Annotated in this window: 13 protein-coding genes; 4 read left to right on the forward strand and 9 right to left on the reverse strand. The window is 65.2% G+C overall.

Annotated elements, in window-relative coordinates:
• Window positions 1–54: 54 nt before the first annotated feature.
• Entirely contained in the window at window positions 55–1,077 is a 1,023-nt protein-coding gene (locus BM190_RS11705) for a flagellar motor protein MotA (protein ID WP_177237037.1), read from the reverse strand.
• Between the two features lie 168 nt (window positions 1,078–1,245).
• Here BM190_RS11705 and BM190_RS11710 point away from each other — a divergent pair, with 168 nt between their 5' ends.
• The 4 genes from BM190_RS11710 to BM190_RS11725 all read left to right on the forward strand — a co-directional run bounded on the left by BM190_RS11710 (window position 1,246) and on the right by BM190_RS11725 (window position 8,159).
• Window positions 1,246–2,265, forward strand: a complete 1,020-nt coding sequence (locus tag BM190_RS11710; protein ID WP_092254475.1) for an SAM-dependent methyltransferase — start codon at window positions 1,246–1,248, stop codon at window positions 2,263–2,265.
• A 231-nt stretch (window positions 2,266–2,496) separates the two neighbouring features.
• Window positions 2,497–3,690 carry an efflux RND transporter periplasmic adaptor subunit gene (locus BM190_RS11715; RefSeq protein WP_018318713.1) on the forward strand — a complete coding sequence of 398 codons (1,194 nt, stop codon included), beginning with the start codon at window positions 2,497–2,499 and terminating at the stop codon, window positions 3,688–3,690.
• A gap of 6 nt (window positions 3,691–3,696) precedes the next feature.
• Window positions 3,697–6,858, forward strand: a complete 3,162-nt coding sequence (locus tag BM190_RS11720; RefSeq protein WP_092254478.1) for a multidrug efflux RND transporter permease subunit — start codon at window positions 3,697–3,699, stop codon at window positions 6,856–6,858.
• Window positions 6,859–7,016: 158 nt separating this feature from the next.
• On the forward strand, window positions 7,017–8,159 hold the full coding sequence (locus BM190_RS11725) for an AAA family ATPase (protein ID WP_092254481.1): 1,143 nt from the start codon (window positions 7,017–7,019) through the stop codon (window positions 8,157–8,159).
• 25 nt (window positions 8,160–8,184) lie between these two features.
• On the opposite strand, the gene BM190_RS11730 is transcribed toward BM190_RS11725, so the two are convergent.
• The 8 genes from BM190_RS11730 to tkt form a co-directional block, all read right to left on the reverse strand.
• Window positions 8,185–8,976 (reverse strand): inositol monophosphatase family protein, encoded by a 792-nt coding sequence (locus BM190_RS11730; protein ID WP_092254484.1) that lies wholly within the window; start codon window positions 8,974–8,976, stop codon window positions 8,185–8,187.
• A 97-nt stretch (window positions 8,977–9,073) separates the two neighbouring features.
• Window positions 9,074–10,150: a tetratricopeptide repeat protein gene (locus BM190_RS11735; protein ID WP_092254487.1), complete on the reverse strand. Its 1,077-nt coding sequence runs from the start codon at window positions 10,148–10,150 to the stop codon at window positions 9,074–9,076.
• A gap of 8 nt (window positions 10,151–10,158) precedes the next feature.
• On the reverse strand, window positions 10,159–10,848 hold the full coding sequence (locus BM190_RS11740; RefSeq protein WP_092254490.1) for a thiamine phosphate synthase: 690 nt from the start codon (window positions 10,846–10,848) through the stop codon (window positions 10,159–10,161).
• A gap of 3 nt (window positions 10,849–10,851) precedes the next feature.
• Window positions 10,852–11,877: a class I fructose-bisphosphate aldolase gene (locus BM190_RS11745; RefSeq protein WP_092254493.1), complete on the reverse strand. Its 1,026-nt coding sequence runs from the start codon at window positions 11,875–11,877 to the stop codon at window positions 10,852–10,854.
• A gap of 270 nt (window positions 11,878–12,147) precedes the next feature.
• Entirely contained in the window at window positions 12,148–13,215 is a 1,068-nt protein-coding gene (fba, locus tag BM190_RS11750; protein WP_018318707.1) for a class II fructose-bisphosphate aldolase, read from the reverse strand.
• 56 nt (window positions 13,216–13,271) lie between these two features.
• A complete protein-coding gene (locus tag BM190_RS11755; RefSeq protein WP_092254497.1) occupies window positions 13,272–14,468 on the reverse strand; it encodes a phosphoglycerate kinase in 1,197 nt (398 codons plus the stop codon).
• 141 nt (window positions 14,469–14,609) lie between these two features.
• Window positions 14,610–15,617 carry a type I glyceraldehyde-3-phosphate dehydrogenase gene (gene gap, locus BM190_RS11760; protein ID WP_092254501.1) on the reverse strand — a complete coding sequence of 336 codons (1,008 nt, stop codon included), beginning with the start codon at window positions 15,615–15,617 and terminating at the stop codon, window positions 14,610–14,612.
• Window positions 15,618–15,765: 148 nt separating this feature from the next.
• Window positions 15,766–17,751, reverse strand: coding sequence for a transketolase (gene tkt, locus BM190_RS11765; protein WP_092254504.1), 1,986 nt, complete (start codon window positions 17,749–17,751; stop codon window positions 15,766–15,768).
• Window positions 17,752–18,083: the final 332 nt, after the last annotated feature.

Below are 18,083 nucleotides of genomic sequence, written 5' to 3' on the forward strand. Positions count from 1 at the left end.
CGGCTCAGCGACGCATCATTTCATGCTGCGTCGCGTCCGGGGCACGAGATCGTCTCAGCTCTTTTCCGGCTGGCGGGCGATGCGCTCCAGCAGACGCCGGATCTCGCGGTTCTGCTCGCCCTGGCCGTCGGCCCATTCGCGGATCATCTGCTGCTCGGTGCGCATGTGCGAGACCAGCGCCTGGATGGCTTCGGCAAGGCTCGCCATCGCCGCCGTGGTGCCGCGGCTGGCGCTGCCTTCCTCCAGCACGGAGCGTAAGCGTTCGACCGCGGCCTGGAGCTCGCCACTGGCGACCCCGCCGCCGCTGCCGGAAGCGACCGCGACCTCGCCGCTGCCATATTCGCGCACCGTGGTGGCGAGCCAGTCTTCCAGGTCGGTGTAAAAACGGTTCTGCGCCTGGCTCGATTGCAAATCGAGGAAGCCGAGGATCAGCGATCCGGCGAGGCCGAACAGCGAGCTGGAGAACGAGATGCCCATGCCGCCGAGCGGGGCTGCGAGGCCCTCCTTCAGCGTGTCGAACAGCGCGCCGGAATCGCCGCCGACCTTGAGCCCGTCGATCACCTTGCCGACCGAGCCGACCGTCTCGATCAGGCCCCAGAAGGTGCCGAGCAGGCCGAGGAACACCAGGAGGCCGGTCATGTAGCGCGAGATGTCGCGGGCTTCATCCAGGCGCGTCGCGATCGAATCGAGCAAATGCCGCATGGTGGTCTGGGTGATCGACATTCGCCCGGAGCGCTCGCCGCCGAGGATCGCCGCCATCGGCGCCAGCAGTTTCGGGTGCCGGGCCGGCGCCAGGCCAGGATCGGCGATGCGGAAATTGTTGACCCAGGAGACCTCAGGGTAGAGTCGGATGACCTGGCGGAAGGCCAGGATGATGCCGATGAACAGCACGCCGCCGATCAGGGCATTGAGGCCGGGATTGGCGAAGAAGGCCTGGATGATCTGCTTGTAGAGCACCACGCTGACCAGCGTGCACAGCACCAGGAAGACCAGCATCCTCACCAGGAAGACGCTGGGTGAGGACAGCTTTGTGTACTCGATATCCATGGTGGAGCGGGGCGAGGCGCCTGACGGCATGGCCGGTATCATCCATTCCAAAAGCTTGCTTGCGGCGCGCACTATGGCACAGCGCCGGCCCAAAAAAAGCGCCGGATGCGCCGATTTCGGGGACAGCTCGGGGAACCCGGACCGGAAGCGGGGCTTTGATAAGCAGCTATCTGCAGAGATTCGCCATTCGGGGGGCGCATGAGTGTCGTTTCCGCGATCATCGGGACTGCCGAACGCGTGCCGCTGCCGGACGTCGTGATCCGCGCCGCGATCCAGCGCCTGTGCTCCCGCAGCGCAACCCGCCTCGCCGCGCATGACGCGGCCGCCGACGCCGCATTCGCCGGCCGGATGATGCTGCGGCCGATCGCCGAAAACGCTGAGGCCGGGCGTGAGGAGGTGCCCGCGGCGTTCTTCGCCGAAATGCTCGGCCCCAGCCGCAAATATTCCTGCTGCTTCTACAAGACCGATGCGACCACCTTGCAGGAGGCGGAGGAGGAGGCGCTGCGCCAGACGGTCGAGCATGCCGGCCTCGCCGACGGCCAGACCATCCTCGAGCTCGGCTGCGGCTGGGGCTCGCTGTCGCTGTGGATGGCACGGCAGTTTCCACACGCCAAGGTGACGGCGGTGTCGACCTCGCAGGCGCAGCGCGCTCACGTCGAGGAGGAGGCGCGGCGGCGCGGCTTGCTGAACCTGCGGGTGGTCACTGCGGACATGAACGTGTTCGCGCCCGACGGCCAGTTCGATCGCATCGTCTCGGTCGAGATGTTCGAGCAGATGATGAATTGGCGCAAGCTGATGTCGCGGCTGCGGGCATGGCTCGCGCCGGATGGGCGCTTCTTCATGCAGATCGTCACCCATCGCTCCGGCTCGCAGCTGTTCGACCGGCTCGATCGCGAGGACTGGATCGCGCAGCACGTCTTCACCGGCGGGCTGATGCCGAGCCATCACCTCGTCAGGCAATTCCACGACATCTTCACGGTCGAGAAGGAATGGTGCTGGAGCGGCACGCATTATCAGCGCACCACTAATGACTGGCTCGACAATTTCGACACGCATCGGGATGCGATCGAGGCGTCCCTGCGCCAGGTCTATGGCGAACAGACCTGTCTGTGGATGCGGCGCTGGCGCTGGTTCTTGCTCGCAACTTCGGGCCTGTTCGGCTATGCCGATGGAACCGAATGGGGGGTCAGTCACTACCGGATGAAGGCCGCCGAGTAATTGCGATGTTCCGCCGCACACGCGCCGGTGGAACCCCGACTCACAATCAAGTGACACGGCAAAAGCCTTCTTATTTCAATTACGTAAGCTGTGTGACAATGAGCCGCCCGCGCCATGCGTTGCATCGCAGCAGATGCATTCTATTTTGGCGATATCAGCCGCGTGTAAAGGGCCCAGAACGGGCCTCGCGCGAGCATGATTAGTTTCAACAATATCGGGGCACCCCATTTCATGTCAGGACTTCGCGCGCGATCGGCATGCGTTGCAATACTGCTCGCGGCCCTGGCGCCGCTGCTTGGTGCTTGCGACGAATCCAGCTCCGCCGTGTCTGCCGCCCCGCCCACCTATCCGGACGTCAGCATCGTCATTGTTAAGCCGCAGCCGCGCGCAGTGGTCCGGGAATTGCCGGGACGCATCGCGCCGACGCGTGTCTCGGACGTGCGGCCGCGCGTCTCCGGCATCGTGGTCGAGCGCCTGTTCCGCCAGGGCAGCGAGGTGAAGGCAGGCGATCCGCTCTACCGCATCGATCCGCGCCCGTTCGAGGTCGAGGTGCTGGCCAACGAGGCGGCGCTCGCCAAGGCCGAGGCCGCTGCGATGCAGGCGCACCAGCAGGCACGCCGCGTCGCTGCGCTTACCAAGGACCGCGCCGCCCCGGAAGCCGAGAACGAAAAGGCGATCGCGGCCGAGCGTCAGGCCCACGCCGAGGTCGAGGGACGCAAGGCCGAGCTCGCGCGGGCAAAGCTCAATCTCGATTATGCCACCGTGCGCGCGCCGATCGACGGCGTCGTCGGTGCGGCCCTCGTCAGCGAAGGCGCGCTCGCCGTGCAGAACGAGACCAATCTCGCCACCATCCAGCAGCTCGATCCGATCTATGCCGACTTCACCCAGTCGGTGACCGAGCTCAACCAGCTCCGCCGCGCCTTCGAGACCGGCGATCTCGAGCGTATCGCGTCCGACGCCGCCAAGGTGCGCCTCGTGCTCGACGACAACACGCTTTATTCGCTCGACGGCAAGCTGCTGTTCTCCGACGCCAAGGTCGACGCCCACACCGGGCAGGTGACGTTGCGCGGCGAGTTCCCCAATCCCAAGCGCGAGCTGCTGCCGGGCATGTATGTCCGCGTCCGCATCGACCAGGGTCTCGACAGCGACGCGATCGCGGTGCCGCAGCAGGCGATCCAGCGCAATGGCGGCGGCGGCAGCGAAGTGTTCGTCGTCAAGGACGACAACCACATCGCGGTGCAGCCGGTGCGCACGGGGTCGGTGCAGGACGGAATCTGGTTCGTCACCGAAGGCCTGAAGGCCGGCGACAAGGTCGTGGTTGAAGGCTTCCAGAAGTTCGCCGCCGGCGACAAGGTCAAGCCGCAATCCTGGTCGGAGGCGGACGCGACCGCGGACAACCGGCACGCCCTGAAGCTCACGCGGTAACGCGCCATGGCGAGTTTCTTTATCGACAGGCCAATCTTTGCCTGGGTGGTCGCGCTGTTCATCTGCTTGATCGGCGCAATTGCCGTGCCGCTGCTGCCGATCGCGCAATATCCGATCATCGCGCCGCCCTCGATCTCGATCTCGACCAGCTATCCTGGCGCCTCGCCCGAAAACCTCTACAACAGCGTCACGCGACTGATCGAGGAGGAGCTCAACGGCGCCTCCGGCATCCTCAATTTCGAATCGACCAGCGACTCGCTCGGCCAGGTCGAGATCATCGCCAATTTCGTGCCCGGCACCGATACCAGCGCGGCCTCGGTCGAGGTGCAGAACCGCATCAAGCGGGTCGAGGCGCGCCTGCCGCGCGCGGTGATTCAGCAGGGTATCCTGATCGAGGAAGCCTCGAGCGCGGTGCTCCAGATCATCACGCTGAATTCGACCGACGGCAGCCTCGACGAGGTCGGGCTCGGCGACTTCATGATCCGCAACGTGCTCGGTGAAGTCCGCCGCATCCCCGGCGTCGGCCGCGCCACGCTCTATTCGACCGAGCGCTCGCTTCGCGTCTGGGTCGATCCGGCCAAGCTCGTCGGCTATGGGCTCACCGCCGACGACGTCAACAAGGCCATTGCCGCGCAGAACGCGCAGGTTGCCTCGGGCAGCATCGGCGCCGAGCCGTCGACCTCGAGCCAGCGCACCTCCTCGCTGGTGCTGGTCAAGGGCCAGCTGTCTTCCCCGGATGAATTCGGCGCCATCATCCTGCGCGCCAATGCCGACGGCTCGACCGTGCGCCTGCGCGACGTTGCGCGCATCGAGGTCGGCGGCCTCAGCTACCAGTTCAACACGCGCCTGAATGGCAAGCCGACCGCCGGTCTCTCGGTGTTGATGTCGCCGACCGGCAATGCGTTGGCGACCGCGAGCGCGGTCGAAGAGAAGATGAAGGAGCTGTCGCGCTTCTTTCCGGCCAATATCACTTACGAGATTCCCTACAACATCACGCCGGTGGTCGAGGCTTCGATCAAGAAGGTGCTGACGACGCTGGTCGAAGCCGTGGTGCTGGTGTTCGTGGTGATGTTCCTGTTCCTGCAGAACATCCGCTACACCATCATCCCGACCATCGTTGTGCCGGTGGCGCTTCTGGGCGCCTGCACCACGCTGCTGCTCGCCGGCTATTCCATCAACATGCTCTCGATGTTCGGCATGGTGCTCGCGGTCGGCATCCTCGTCGACGACGCCATTGTCGTGGTCGAGAACGTCGAGCGCATCATGAGCGAGGAGGGGCTGCCGCCGAAGGAGGCGACGCGCAAGGCGATGTCGCAGATATCGGGCGCCATCATCGGCATCACGCTGGTGCTGATGGCGGTGTTCGTGCCGATGGCGTTCTTCCCGGGATCGGTCGGCATCATCTACCGCCAGTTCTCGGTCACCATGGTCGCGGCGATCGGCTTCTCCGCATTCCTCGCGCTGTCGCTGACGCCGGCGCTGTGCGCGACCTTGCTCAAGCCGGTTGCGGCCGGCCACGGTCATGCGAAGCGGGGCGTGTTCGGCTGGTTCAACCGCGTGCTCGAAGGCGGCAAGGAAGGCTATTCCCGCACCGTCGGCTTCTCGCTGAAGCGGACCGGCCGCCTGATGCTGGTCTATGTCGCGCTGCTCGTCGGCCTGTCCTGGGCCTTCGTCAGCCTGCCGGGCGGCTTCCTGCCGATCGACGACCAGGGCTTCGTCACCACCGACGTGCAAACGCCGTCGGATTCTTCTTATCCCCGCACCGAGGCCGTGATCGAGAAGGTCGAGAAATATCTCGCTGAACGGCCGGGCGTGAAGGATGTCACCTTCCTCACCGGCTTCAGCTTCTCCGGTCAGGGCATGAATACCGCGCAGGCCTTCATCACGCTGAAGGACTGGTCGGAGCGTGGACCGAAGGATTCGGCCGCGGCGATCGTCAACGACATCAACCGCGATCTGGGGGCGTCGATCCGCGACGCCAAAATCTCCGCGCTGCAGCCGCCTCCGATCGACAATCTCGGCAACTCGTCGGGCTTCTCGTTCCGCCTCCAGGACCGCGGACAGAAGGGCTATCCGGCCTTGATGCGCGCCGCCGATCAGTTGATCGCGGAAGCCAACGCCAGTCCCGTGCTTCAGAAGGTCTATGTCGAAGGCCTGCCCGAGGCCGGGGTGGTCAATCTCATGATCGACCGCGAGAAGGCCGGTGCCTTCGGCGTCACCTTCGAGGACATCAACAACACGATTTCGACCAATCTCGGGTCGAACTACATCAACGACTTCCCGAACCGCGGCCGCATGCAGCGCGTCGTGGTGCAGGCCGACGCCCGCGACCGCATGCGGACCGAGGACATCCTCAACTACAACGTCAAGAACAGCCGCGGCCAGCTGGTGCCGTTCTCGTCCTTTGCCACGGTGGAATGGGCGCGAGGCCCGACCCAGATCGCAGGCTTCAACTATTATCCGGCGGTGCGCATCTCCGGCGAGGCCAAGCCCGGCTTCACCTCGGGTGACGCGATCGCCGAGATGGAGCGTCTTGCCGGCCGTCTGCCGCGCGGCTTCGGCTACGAATGGACCGGGCAGTCGCTCCAGGAGAAGCTGTCGGGCTCGCAGGCGCCGTTCCTGCTCGGTCTGTCGGTGTTCGTGGTGTTCCTGTGCCTCGCGGCGCTCTACGAGAGCTGGACCATTCCGCTCGCGGTGCTGCTCACGGTGCCGCTCGGCATCGTCGGCGCGGTGATCGCGGCCATGCTGCGCGGCCTGCCCAACGACGTCTATTTCACCGTCGGCCTGATCACCATCATCGGCCTTGCGGCAAAGGACGCGATCCTGATCATCGAATTCGCGAAGGATCTGCGGAAAGAAGGCAAGCCGCTCGTCGAAGCCACCATCGAGGCCTGCCGCCTGCGCTTCCGCCCCATCCTGATGACGGGCCTCGCCTTCATCTGCGGCGTGCTGCCGATGGCCATCGCCCACGGCGCCGGCGGCGCCAGCCAGCAGGCGCTCGGCAGCATCGTGATGGGCGGCATGATCGCGGTGGTGATCCTGGCGCTCTTGATGGTGCCGGTATTCTTCGTCTCGGTGCAGCGCGTGCTGGCTGGGGACAGGGAGCCGCGGGCGGCGAGGGAGGGCGAAGCTTACGGCCCGCCGGCGCCGGTGCATACCGGCCACTGAACGCCGGATCGGTCCTTATTGCTTTAGGTTTGGATGTCTGCCGCGCGACAATGGGCGTTCGGCTTGCTTTCGCGCGAGCGCCGATCCAGACTACATCCCTGGATTGTGCATTCGCACGGCATCTCAAATGCACACGGCCCGCCGATTGAAAGTACGTGATGCGTCTGACAGACATCGCGATCTTGAACTATCGCTCGATCCGACGGCTCTCCATCCCAATCCATCCCCTGTCCGTCTTTGTGGGCGAGAATGGTGTCGGCAAATCCAACCTCTACAAGTCCTTGTCGCTGTTGCGCGACGCGGCGACCGGGGTGATCACGCGGACGATCGCCGACGAAGGCGGATTGAACTCGGTCTGCTGGTCGGGCATCCGCAAACGCGGGGAGGATGGACGACTAAGATTGTCGGCCAGATTCGATCGTCTGAAATATTCCATTGAGATCGGATTTCCCAGCCCGGTGGCGGCGGCGTTCGCCGGCGAGCCGATGATCAAGGCCGAGAGCATCGAGGCGACGGAGGGCAGGCGCACGGTTCTGTTGATGGAGCGGAAGAATTCGCTCGTCAGCGTCCGCGGCGAGACCGGCGCTTGGAGCAGCCACAAGGATGCGGTGCTGCCGTCGGAGCCGGCGCTCGCGGGCTTTTCTGACGGCAAGGAATGTCCCGAAATCGATCTGATCAGAAACGCGATGCTGGGTTGGCGTTTCTATCACGACTTTCGCACCGATCCGGCGTCACCGATACGAAAGCCCTGTCTGGCGATCACGACGCCCTCGCTGAGCGCTGATGGCAGCGACCTCGCGGCTGCCCTGGCGACCCTCTATACCATTCGAGGCGACGCGACCGACCTGCATGAAGCCATTCAGGACGCATTCCCGGGCGCTGAGCTCCGCGCATGGGAGCAGGGCGGCTTGTGCGAATTCGATCTGCAGCTCGAGGATATGCCCCGGCCGTTCAGGGCTCATGAACTGTCCGATGGGACGCTGAAATACATCTGCCTGCTCGCGGTATTCATGGGCTACCGGCTTCCGCCGTTCATCGCGCTGAACGAACCCGAGACCAGCCTGCATCCATCTTTGCTGGCACCATTGGCCCGTCTGATCGCCAAGGCATCGCGCCGCGCCGACATCTGGATCGTCACCCATTCGGAGCAGCTGATGGAGGCCTTGCGAAGCGAGAGCTCTGTCCCGCTTCGCCGTGTCATCAAGGCGAAAGGCGCCACGGCGATCGAGGGCCTGACGCTCGGTGGCGAATATCGCGACGCTGAATCGGAAGACGACGAGTCGGAAGACGACGATTCCTAACCGCGGCAGATCGAGGCGTCGACTGCTACGCCGGCTTCCGCAAAATCTTCACCAATTCCCCGTGCACGTACTCATTCCCGCACACCACATCCCCGGTCACCAGCGCATCGCCGGGCGTGTTGATGTCACTCACCGTGCCGCCCGCTTCGCGCACCATCAGCATGCCGGCGGCGATGTCCCAGGATTGCAGATTGCGCTCCCAATAGCCGTCGAGGCGGCCGGCGGCGACGAAGGCGAGGTCGAGGGAGGCGGCGCCGAAACGGCGCAGGCCTGCGACGCGGTCCTGGATCGCGGTCATCTCGCGGCGGAATTCCTCGTGATCGCCGCGGCCGATGTGGGGCAGGCCGCAGGCCACCACGCATTCGTTGAGCTGGCGGCGGCCGGCGACGCGCAGGCGCTGGTCGTTGAGGAAGACGCCCTTGCCGCGCTCGGCGATGTAGAGCTCGTCATTGGCGGGATTGTAGATCACGCCCGCGATGATCGTGCCCTCGCGCACGAGGCCGATCGAGATCGCGAATTGCGGGATGCCGTGCAGGAAGTTGGTGGTGCCGTCGAGCGGGTCGACGATCCAGGTGTGGCTCTTGTCGGAGCCCTCGCGCGTGCCGCCCTCCTCGCCGATGAAGCCGTAGCCGGGCCGCGCCTTGGCGAGGTCCTGGTAGAGGATCTCCTCGGCGCGCTTGTCGGCGAGCGAAACGAAATTGGCTGGCCCCTTCAGCGAGACCTGGAGATGCTCGATCTCGCCGAGATCGCGCTTGAGGCTGCGGCCGGCGCGGCGCGCGGCTTTGACCATGACGTTGATAGTGGCGGAATACAGCATGAGCTCTGGTCTTGATCGGGGGAAATGGCGGGAAATCACGCCTGTTTGGGGGACTGGGTGCCCTGCAAGGGCCCTCAGGTCAAGTCATTGCGTCAAGTCATTTGGTCCCGAGCCATTTTCTGGCGGCGGCCTCCGCCTTGGCCCGGTCCTCGGCCGGCAGGTCGGATAATTGCTTGTCGAGCTCCGGGTCTCCTTTGCCGGCGGTTTTGGCCACCAGGTGCCATTTGAAGCCCTCGACCTTGTCTACGGACGTGCCCACGCCGTTGATCAGCACCCACGCCAGCCGGTTCTGCGCGATCGCGCTGCCCTGGCGGGAGGCCTTGCGGAGCAGGGCGACGGCAGCCGGCTGGTTCTTCGGCGTGCCGGTGCCGTTGAACATGGCGATGGCATATTCGACCTCGGCGTCGACATTGTCGGCGAGGGAGGCGGCCTGGAGCAGCCGCACCGAGCGTTCCGGGTCCTTCGGCACGCCGGTGCCTTCCTTGTAGAAGGTCGCCAGCGCGTATTGCGCCTCGGGCAGGCCTGCATCGGCGGCCTGGCGCAGCAGCTCGGCGGAGCGCTTCACGTCCTGCGGCAGGGTCTGGCCGTCGAGATAGAGCAGAGCGAGGTTATAGGCCGCCCTGGGCTCGCCGAGCTTGGCGGCGGACGCCATCAGCTTGACCGCCTCGCTCTTGTCGATCGGGCCGCCGCGGCCCGAAATGCGCAGCATGGAGAGCGCGAACATCGCCTCGCGGTCGCCGGCATCGGCCGCGCGCTTGTACCATTCGGCTGCCTTGGCGTAGTCGCGCCGCATGCCCATGGCATTGGAATAGAGCTCGCCGAGCATGGTCATCGCCTTGGGATCGCCGGCTTGCGCGCGGGCAGTGGCGAGGTCGAAGGCGGTCTTGTACTGGCCGCGCTGATAGGCGCCGAACACCAGATCGACGTTGGAATTTTCGGTCGGCGGCGCCGGGATCACGGTGGCGGCCGGCTTGGGGGAAGGGGACGGCTTGGGTGAGGCGGAAGGCTTGGGCGCCGGCGCGGCCTCTTTCTTCTTGGTGAGCGCGTGCGGCTTGGACTTTTGCTTCTCAGGCGCCGCGCTCGGCGTTGTCGCCGGCGGGGTAATCTGGAGCTGCGCGGCCGCGGGCACTGTGAGCAGCAGCGTAGCCAGCAAGGTGATGCAGGGGAGCTTCATGTCGGGCGCTAGCCGTGCTCCTGGCCCGCAGGATCTTGGCCCGCAAGCGCCATCGCATGGGCCTTCTTGATCGCAGCATCGACCTCAATCAGCGCAGCCTTGGGCTCGCGCGGATCGGCCCAGATGAAGTCGCCGACCAGCACGAAATCGGCGCCGCTGGCAGCGAAATCGTGGGCTTCCTGCAGCGACATGGCAAAGCCGACGCAGGGTGGCTCGAATAGCTCCGCCCACCAGTCCAGCCGCTCCGCGATGGCTTGCGCCGAAGGACGCTGGCCTTTCGCATCGGGCTCACCGAACAGCACGTAATCCGCGCCCATCTCGCCCGCATCCATGGAATGGTGCCGCGTCGTCAGCCCGCCAACACCGGCGATGCGATCGGGCTTGAGCGATGGCAGCGCCTCTTTCAGTGCGGCGATGCCGGGCAGGTGCGCACCATCGGCGCCGCCGCGCGCGACCAGCTCGGCATGGCCCTCGACGAGTAGCGCGGCGCCTGCTTTCTGCGCCGGCGGCGCAAGCGCCTTGATGCGCGAGATCATGGTGCGCTGGTCGGTCTCCTTCAGCCGCAGCAGCACGGCCGCGACGTCGGCGGCGGCCAGCAGGCCCGGCAGCTCGGCCACAAGCGAAGCGGGATCATCGACGACAGGCGTCGCGAGATAGAGGCGCGGCGCCGGGCGCGGCGGAGGCGGTTTGTTCGACAAGATCTAGGCTGCCTTCTTTTCCAGGCTACTTTGCCATTCGCCCTTGGAGGCGAGGCCGTTCATTCGCGCGCGATGGCTGAAGGCGGTTTGGCCGGCCGCGACGTTCTCGGCCTTGCCGGACCAGGCTTTCTGCGGCGCGGCCTGCAGGGCGCGGCCGTAGGAGAAGGTCAGGCCCCAGGGCAGCGGGCCGAGCTTGTGCATGGCGTTGAGATGCGCGGTCGCCTCCTCGTCGGACTGGCCGCCGGAGAGGAAGGCGATGCCGGGCACGGCCGCGGGCACGCAGGCCCTGAGCAGCCGGATCGTCTTCTCGGCGACCTCCTCGACGGAGGCCTGCTTTGCGCATTTCTTGCCTGATATCGCCATGTTGGGTTTCAGCACCATGCCTTCGAGAGCGACGCGCTGCACGCGCAATTCCTGGAACGTCTTGTTGAGCACGCGGGTCGTTACCTCATAGCAGCGGTCGATGTCGTGATCGCCGTCCATCAGCACCTCGGGCTCGACGATCGGCACGATCTGCGCGGCCTGGCACAGCGCGGCATAGCGCGCGAGTGCATGGGCGTTGACGCTGATCGCGGTCATCGAGGGGATGCCGCTGCCAATGTCGATCACAGCGCGCCATTTGGCAAAGCGCGCGCCGCGCTCATAATATTTCTTCAGCCGTTCGGCGAGCTTGTCGAGCCCGACGGTGACCAGTTCGCCCGGGCACATCGGCAGGGCTTGCGTCCCCTCGTCGACCTTGATGCCGGGAATGGCACCACTCTGCTCGATCAGCCTGATCAGCGGCGTGCCGTCCTTGGCATCCTGCCAGATCGTCTCGTCATAGAGGATCACGCCGGAAATATACTGGCTCATGGCCTCCCTGGAGCGGAACAGCATCTCGCGATAGTCGCGGCGGTTGTCTTCGGTCGAGTCCACGCCGATCGCGTCAAAGCGCTTCTTGATGGTGCCGGAGGATTCGTCGGCGGCGAGGATACCCTTGCCTGATACGACCATGGCGGTCGCGATCCTGTTGAGCTCAGTCAGATTCATCGAGAGGTCCTCCCAAAACGATTCTGCCCTTGCCCGTGAAAATAGACCGTTCTCGGGCAATTGCCGAGTTAACGTTCGTCGCAGGGTAAAGGGGGGAGGCTGGGTTCTTCGCCTCTCCCCGCTTGCGGGGAGAGGCCGACGCGCACCAGCGCGGCGGGTGAGGGGGACTCTCGGCGAGTCCATTTGTCACCAATTACGCGGAAACAGCCCCTCACCCCGCCCTCTCCCCGCAAGAGCGGGGCGAGGGGGACGAGAGAGCGTTTGCGGCCCTTACGCTACCTTCGGGTCCAGCTCGCCCTTGGCGTAGCGCTTGGCCATCTCGGCGGTGGTCAGGACCTTCTTGATCTTGGAGGCCTGGCCTGCGGTGTTGAACTCCTGGAGGCGCTGCTTGCACAGCTTGGTCATCGCCTCCATCGCGGGCTTCAGGTACTTGCGCGGATCGAATTCTTCCGGATTGTCCTTGAGCACTTTCCGGATCTGGCCGGTCATGGCCATGCGGTTGTCGGTGTCGATGTTGATCTTGCGCACGCCGTTCTTGATGCCGCGCTGGATCTCGGACACAGGCACGCCCCAGGTCGGCTTCATCTTGCCGCCATTGGCGTTGATGATCTCCTGCAGGTCCTGCGGCACCGAGGAGGAGCCGTGCATCACCAGATGCGTGTTCGGCAGCTTGCGGTGGATCTCCTCGATCACGTTCATGGCGAGAATGTCGCCGTCCGGCTTGCGGGTGAACTTGTAGGCGCCGTGCGAGGTCCCCATCGCGATCGCGAGCGCGTCGACCCTGGTCTCTTGGACGAACTTCACGGCCTCGTCCGGATTGGTCAGGAGCTGGTCGTGGCTGAGCTTGCCCTCGGCGCCGTGGCCGTCTTCCTTGTCGCCCATGCCGGTTTCGAGCGAGCCGAGCACGCCGAGTTCGCCTTCCACCGAGATGCCGCCGAGATGGGCCATGTCGGTCACGGTCTTGGTGACGCCGACATTGTAGCCCCAATCGCCGGGGGTCTTGCCGTCGGCCTTGAGCGAGCCGTCCATCATCACCGAGGTAAAGCCGGCCTGGATCGCGGTCATGCAGGTCGCCGGCTCGTTGCCGTGGTCGAGATGCACGCAGACCGGGATGTGCGGATAGATCTCGGTCACCGCGTCCATCATGTGCTTGAGCATGACGTCGTTGGCGTAGGAGCGCGCACCGCGCGAGGCCTGGATGATGACGGGCGCGTCGACCTGGTTGGCCGCGTCCATGATCGCCAGCGCCTGCTCCATATTGTTGATGTTGAAGGCCGGTACGCCGTAATCGTTCTCCGCCGCGTGGTCGAGCAATTGACGTAACGTGATCCGAGCCATCTGTCTTTTTCTCCCGTTGGGGCCTTGCGGGGCCGCTGATTACTCGCCGATCTGGCTTACTTGACGCGCAAAACCTCGACGCCGGGCAGGGGCTTGCCTTCCATCCATTCGAGGAACGCGCCACCGGCGGTCGAGACATAGGTGAAGTCACCGGCCACATGGGCCTGGTTGAGCGCCGCGACGGTGTCGCCGCCGCCTGCGATCGAGATCAGCTTCTTGGCCTTGGTGCGCTCGGCGGCGTGCCTGGCGGCCGCGACCGTGCCGCGGTCGAACGGCTGCATCTCGAAGGCGCCGAGCGGTCCGTTCCAGACCAAGGTTGCCGCATCGTCGATCGCGGCGTGGACGCGGGCGATCGATTGCGGGCCGACGTCGAGGATCATGCCGTCGGCCGGGATCGCATCGAGCCCATAGGCGTGCGAGGGCGCGTTGGCAGCGAAATGATAGGCAACGGTGGCGTCGACGGGGAGGATGATGGCGCAGTTGGCCGCTTCCGCCTTCTCCATGATGCGCAGCGCGGTGGCGCTAAGATCCTTCTCGGCCAGCGACTTGCCGACCGCGACGCCCTGGGCGTGCAGGAAGGTGTTGGCCATGCCGCCGCCGATCACGAGCGCATCGACCTTGCTGACGAGGTTTTCGAGCAGGTCGATCTTGGTCGAGACTTTTGCGCCGCCGATGATCGCGATGACAGGCTTGGTCGGCGAGCCCAGTGCCTTCTCCAGCGCATCGAGCTCGGCCTGCATGGTGCGGCCGGCATAGGCCGGCAGCTTGTGGCCGAGGCCTTCGGTCGTGGCGTGGGCGCGGTGCGCCGCCGAGAACGCGTCATTGACCCAGATGTCGCCGAGCTTTGCCAGCTCCGCGACGAAGGCCGGATCGTTCTTTTCCTCTTCCTTGTGGAAGCGGGTATTTTCCAGACAGAGGATGTCGCCGTCGTTCAGGCTGGCGACGGCCTTGGCCGCGGGCTCGCCGATGCAGTCGTCGGCGAAGGCGACCGGCTTTTTCACCACCTTCGACACCGCTTCAGCGACGGGCTTGAGCGAGTCCTTGGCGTCTCGCCCCTTCGGCCGGCCGAAATGCGCGAGCAGGATGACCTTGCCGCCCTTGTCCGAGATTTCGGTGATGGTCGGCGCGACGCGCTCGATCCGGGTCGTGTCGCTGACGCGGCCATTGTCCATGGGCACGTTGAGATCGACGCGCAGCAGCACGCGCTTGCCCTTCACGTCGACGTCGTCGAGGGTACGGAATTTGGCGGACATCGGGACACTCTCTTGTCCCGGGCGCTGCGCTGGCCGCGGAGCGGTGCGCTGCAGAACCGGGACCTACGCTGGAGGGACATGGGTCCCGGATCTACGATGCAGCGTTTCACGCTGCACCGCGCCCGGGACACGAGAGCGGAGTTAGATCACCTTCGCGATCGCAGCGGCGGTGTCCGCCATGCGGTTCGAGAAGCCCCACTCATTGTCGTACCAGGACATCACGCGCACCAGCGTGCCGTTCTGCACCTTGGTCTGGTCCTCGTGGAAGGTCGAGGAATGCGGGTCGTGGTTGAAGTCGATCGAGACGTTCGGCGCATTGGTGTAGCCGAGGATGCCCTTGAGCTGCTGCTCGCTGGCGCGCTTCATCGCCGCGTTGATCTCCTTGGCGTCGGTGGCGCGCTTGGCGACGATCTTGAGGTCGACGACCGAGACGTTCGGGGTCGGCACGCGGATCGCGACGCCGTCGAGCTTGCCCTTGAGCTCCGGCAGCACGAGGCCGATCGCCTTCGCAGCACCGGTCGAGGTCGGGATCATCGACATCGCAGCCGCGCGGCCGCGATAGAGATCCTTATGCATCGTATCGAGCGTCGGCTGGTCGCCGGTATAGGCGTGGATCGTGGTCATGAAGCCGGTCTCGATGCCGACGAGATCGTTCAGCACCTTGGCAACCGGCGCCAGGCAGTTGGTGGTGCAGGAGCCGTTGGAGATGACCAGGTGCTCCTTGGTCAGCGTCTCATGGTTGACGCCGTAGACGATGGTGGCGTCGGCGCCGTCGGCGGGCGCGGAGACCAGCACGCGCTTGGCGCCGGCGGTCAGATGCGCGGACGCCTTGTCCTTCGAGGTGAAGATGCCGGTGCATTCCATCGCGATGTCGACGCCGAGATCCTTCCACGGCAGCTTCGAGGGATCGCGCTCGGCGGTCACCTTGATCTTGCCGCTGCCGAGATTGATCGTATCGCCGTCGACGGTGACGGTGCCGGGGAAACGGCCATGGACGCTGTCGAAGCGGAGCAGATGGGCGTTGGTCTCGACCGGACCGAGATCATTGATGCCGACGACCTCGATGTCCTTGCGGCCGGACTCGGCGATAGCCCGCAGGATGTTGCGGCCGATGCGGCCAAAACCGTTAATTCCAACGCGGACTGCCATGTTTCGTCTCCTTCAATGACCGTTGTCATCCCGCACAACGCGCTTTGCGCGCCTGCGAGGGTTTTTTAGGGGCGGGCGCCCGGTTCGGCCGGGCGGTGCTTGATCATATGGAAGACTAGGTAGTCCTTTTTTGCGGCAAGCTCAACTCTCAGCTAACGCGCTTCAGCACAGCGTTAACTGCAGCCTCGGCGGTAATGCCGAAATGCTTGTAAAGCTCCTTTGCAGGGCCGCTTTCGCCGAACGAATGCATGCCGATAAATTCGCCATCCTGGCCGATCACGGCATCCCAGCCCCAGCGCACGGCGGCCTCGATCGCAATCTTGACCGGCGCATTGCCGATGATCGCGGCGCGCTTGGCCTCTGGTTGCGCTAACAACAGCTCGAGCGAGGGAACGGAGACAACGCGCGACGCGATGCCGCGTTCCGCGAGCTGCTTCTGGGCGGCGACCGCGATCTCGACCTCGGAGCCGGAGGCGAACAGCGTCACCTTGGCTTCGCCCTGGGCGGCGACCAGCTCGTAGGCACCCTGTGCGCAGGGATTGTCGTTCGGCGCGGTGGTCCGGAGCTGCGGCAGATTCTGGCGCGTCAGCGCCAACACTGTCGGTCCGTCCACGCGATTGAGCGCGAGCTCCCAGCACTCGGCGACCTCCATGGCGTCGCACGGGCGGAACACGCGCATGTTCGGAATGGCGCGAAGTGCGGCGAGATGCTCGACCGGCTGATGGGTCGGGCCGTCTTCGCCGAGGCCGATGGAATCGTGCGTCATCACATAGACGACGCCGGAGCCCATCAGCGCGGCAAGGCGCATCGCAGGACGAGCGTAGTCGGTGAACACCAGGAAGGTCGCGCCGTTCGGCGCGAAGCCGCCGTGCAGGAAGATGCCGTTCATCGCCGCGGCCATGCCGTGCTCGCGGATGCCGTAATGGATGAAGCGGCCCTTCGGCGTCTTGGCCGAGAACGCGGTCGCCGACTTCGCCTTGTTGTTGTTGGAGCCGGTGAGGTCGGCCGAGCCGGCGAGGAATTCCATCGGCATCGCGCCGGCGATGACTTCGATCACGGCTTCCGAGGATTTGCGGGTCGCCGCGGTCATCGGCTTTTCCAGCAATTCCTTCTTGTATGCGCGCACGGCCTTTGCGAGCGCGGCGGGACGCTCGTGGCGCAGGCGGCGCTCGAATTCTGCGCGCTTGCGGCTGCCGAGCTCACCGAGCCGGCCCTCCCATTCCCGGCGCGCCGCAGCGCCGCGGCTGCCGGCTGCACGCCACGCCTTCAGCGCGTCGTCGGCGACCGCGAACGGCTCGAGCGAGATGCCGAGATTTTCCTTGGCGGCCTTGAGCTCCTCAGCCCCCAACGCCTCGCCATGCACCTTCGACGTCCCGGCCTTGTGCGGGGCGCCGAAACCGATGGTGGTGCGGCAGGCGATCAGCGTCGGCTTGTTGGATTTCTTCGCGCGCGTGATGGCGTCGGCAATCGCCGCCTGATCGTGGCCGTCGATCTTCTCGGCGGCCCAGCCCGCCGACTTGAAGCGCTTCACCTGGTCGACGGAATCGGAGATCGAGGTCGGGCCGTCGATCGAGATGCCGTTGTCGTCGTAGAGCACGATCATCTTGTTGAGCTTCCAGTGCCCGGCCATCGCGATCGCTTCCTGCGACACGCCTTCCATCAGGTCGCCGTCGGAGGCGAGCACATAGGTATGGTGATCGACGATCTTCTTGCCGAATTCGGCGGCAAGCATCTTCTCGGCGAGCGCCATGCCGACCGCGGTCGAGATGCCCTGGCCGAGCGGGCCGGTCGTGGTCTCGATGCCGTTGGTACGGAAGTTCTCGGGGTGTCCCGGGGTGAGCGAGTCGACCTGGCGGAACTGCTTGATCTGGTCCAGCGTCATCTCGGAGTTGCCGGTCAAATAAAGCAGCGAATAGAGCAGCATCGAACCGTGGCCGGCCGAGAGCACGAAGCGGTCGCGGTCGGGCCAGGTGGGCGCGGTGGCGTCGAATTTCAGGAATTGCGTGAACAGCACCGTGGCGATGTCGGCGGCACCCATCGGCAGGCCGGGATGACCCGATTTCGCCTTCTCGACGGCGTCCATCGAAAGGCCGCGGATCGCGTTGGCCATACGGGTGTGATCGACCTGCGTCATGTCTGAAATCCGTCTGAAATGAGGCGCTTGGAGGCGGTGTACGCCCGCGCGGGAGGAGCCTGGCGGCCACTGAAGGTCGGGGCTGGGATAGCACCTCGGTTCCGGGAGTCCAAGGCAGTCAAACGCCGATTCGGCCGTAAAAGTTGCCTGCGGCACGCTTCGAAGGGGGGCTCCGTTTCGGAGCTGATCGCGCCGGCAGGAACCCATGGATCGGGATGATCGCTCCTGATCTAGCAGTGCATAGTTTCGCGGCGGCGTTGCGCTTGGCTAGCTTGCCACGTAAATTTCTGCTTCTAACCGCTTGCCGAACCGAGTCTTTTGCCGGACGGCAC

Source organism: Bradyrhizobium sp. Rc3b, from assembly GCF_900114915.1.
Lineage (GTDB): Bacteria > Pseudomonadota > Alphaproteobacteria > Rhizobiales > Xanthobacteraceae > Bradyrhizobium.

Excerpts from the sequence above, each read along its gene's own strand:
- BM190_RS11705 (WP_177237037.1), bottom strand. The coding sequence starts at position 1,077 with ATGCCGTCAGGCGCCTCGCCCCGCTCCACCATGGATATCGAGTACACA.
- BM190_RS11710 (WP_092254475.1), top strand. The coding sequence starts at position 1,246 with ATGAGTGTCGTTTCCGCGATCATCGGGACTGCCGAACGCGTGCCGCTG.
- BM190_RS11715 (WP_018318713.1), top strand. The coding sequence starts at position 2,497 with ATGTCAGGACTTCGCGCGCGATCGGCATGCGTTGCAATACTGCTCGCG.
- BM190_RS11720 (WP_092254478.1), top strand. The coding sequence starts at position 3,697 with ATGGCGAGTTTCTTTATCGACAGGCCAATCTTTGCCTGGGTGGTCGCG.
- BM190_RS11725 (WP_092254481.1), top strand. The coding sequence starts at position 7,017 with ATGCGTCTGACAGACATCGCGATCTTGAACTATCGCTCGATCCGACGG.
- BM190_RS11730 (WP_092254484.1), bottom strand. The coding sequence starts at position 8,976 with ATGCTGTATTCCGCCACTATCAACGTCATGGTCAAAGCCGCGCGCCGC.
- BM190_RS11735 (WP_092254487.1), bottom strand. The coding sequence starts at position 10,150 with ATGAAGCTCCCCTGCATCACCTTGCTGGCTACGCTGCTGCTCACAGTG.
- BM190_RS11745 (WP_092254493.1), bottom strand. The coding sequence starts at position 11,877 with ATGAATCTGACTGAGCTCAACAGGATCGCGACCGCCATGGTCGTATCA.
- fba (WP_018318707.1), bottom strand. The coding sequence starts at position 13,215 with ATGGCTCGGATCACGTTACGTCAATTGCTCGACCACGCGGCGGAGAAC.
- BM190_RS11755 (WP_092254497.1), bottom strand. The coding sequence starts at position 14,468 with ATGTCCGCCAAATTCCGTACCCTCGACGACGTCGACGTGAAGGGCAAG.
- gap (WP_092254501.1), bottom strand. The coding sequence starts at position 15,617 with ATGGCAGTCCGCGTTGGAATTAACGGTTTTGGCCGCATCGGCCGCAAC.
- tkt (WP_092254504.1), bottom strand. The coding sequence starts at position 17,751 with ATGACGCAGGTCGATCACACCCGTATGGCCAACGCGATCCGCGGCCTT.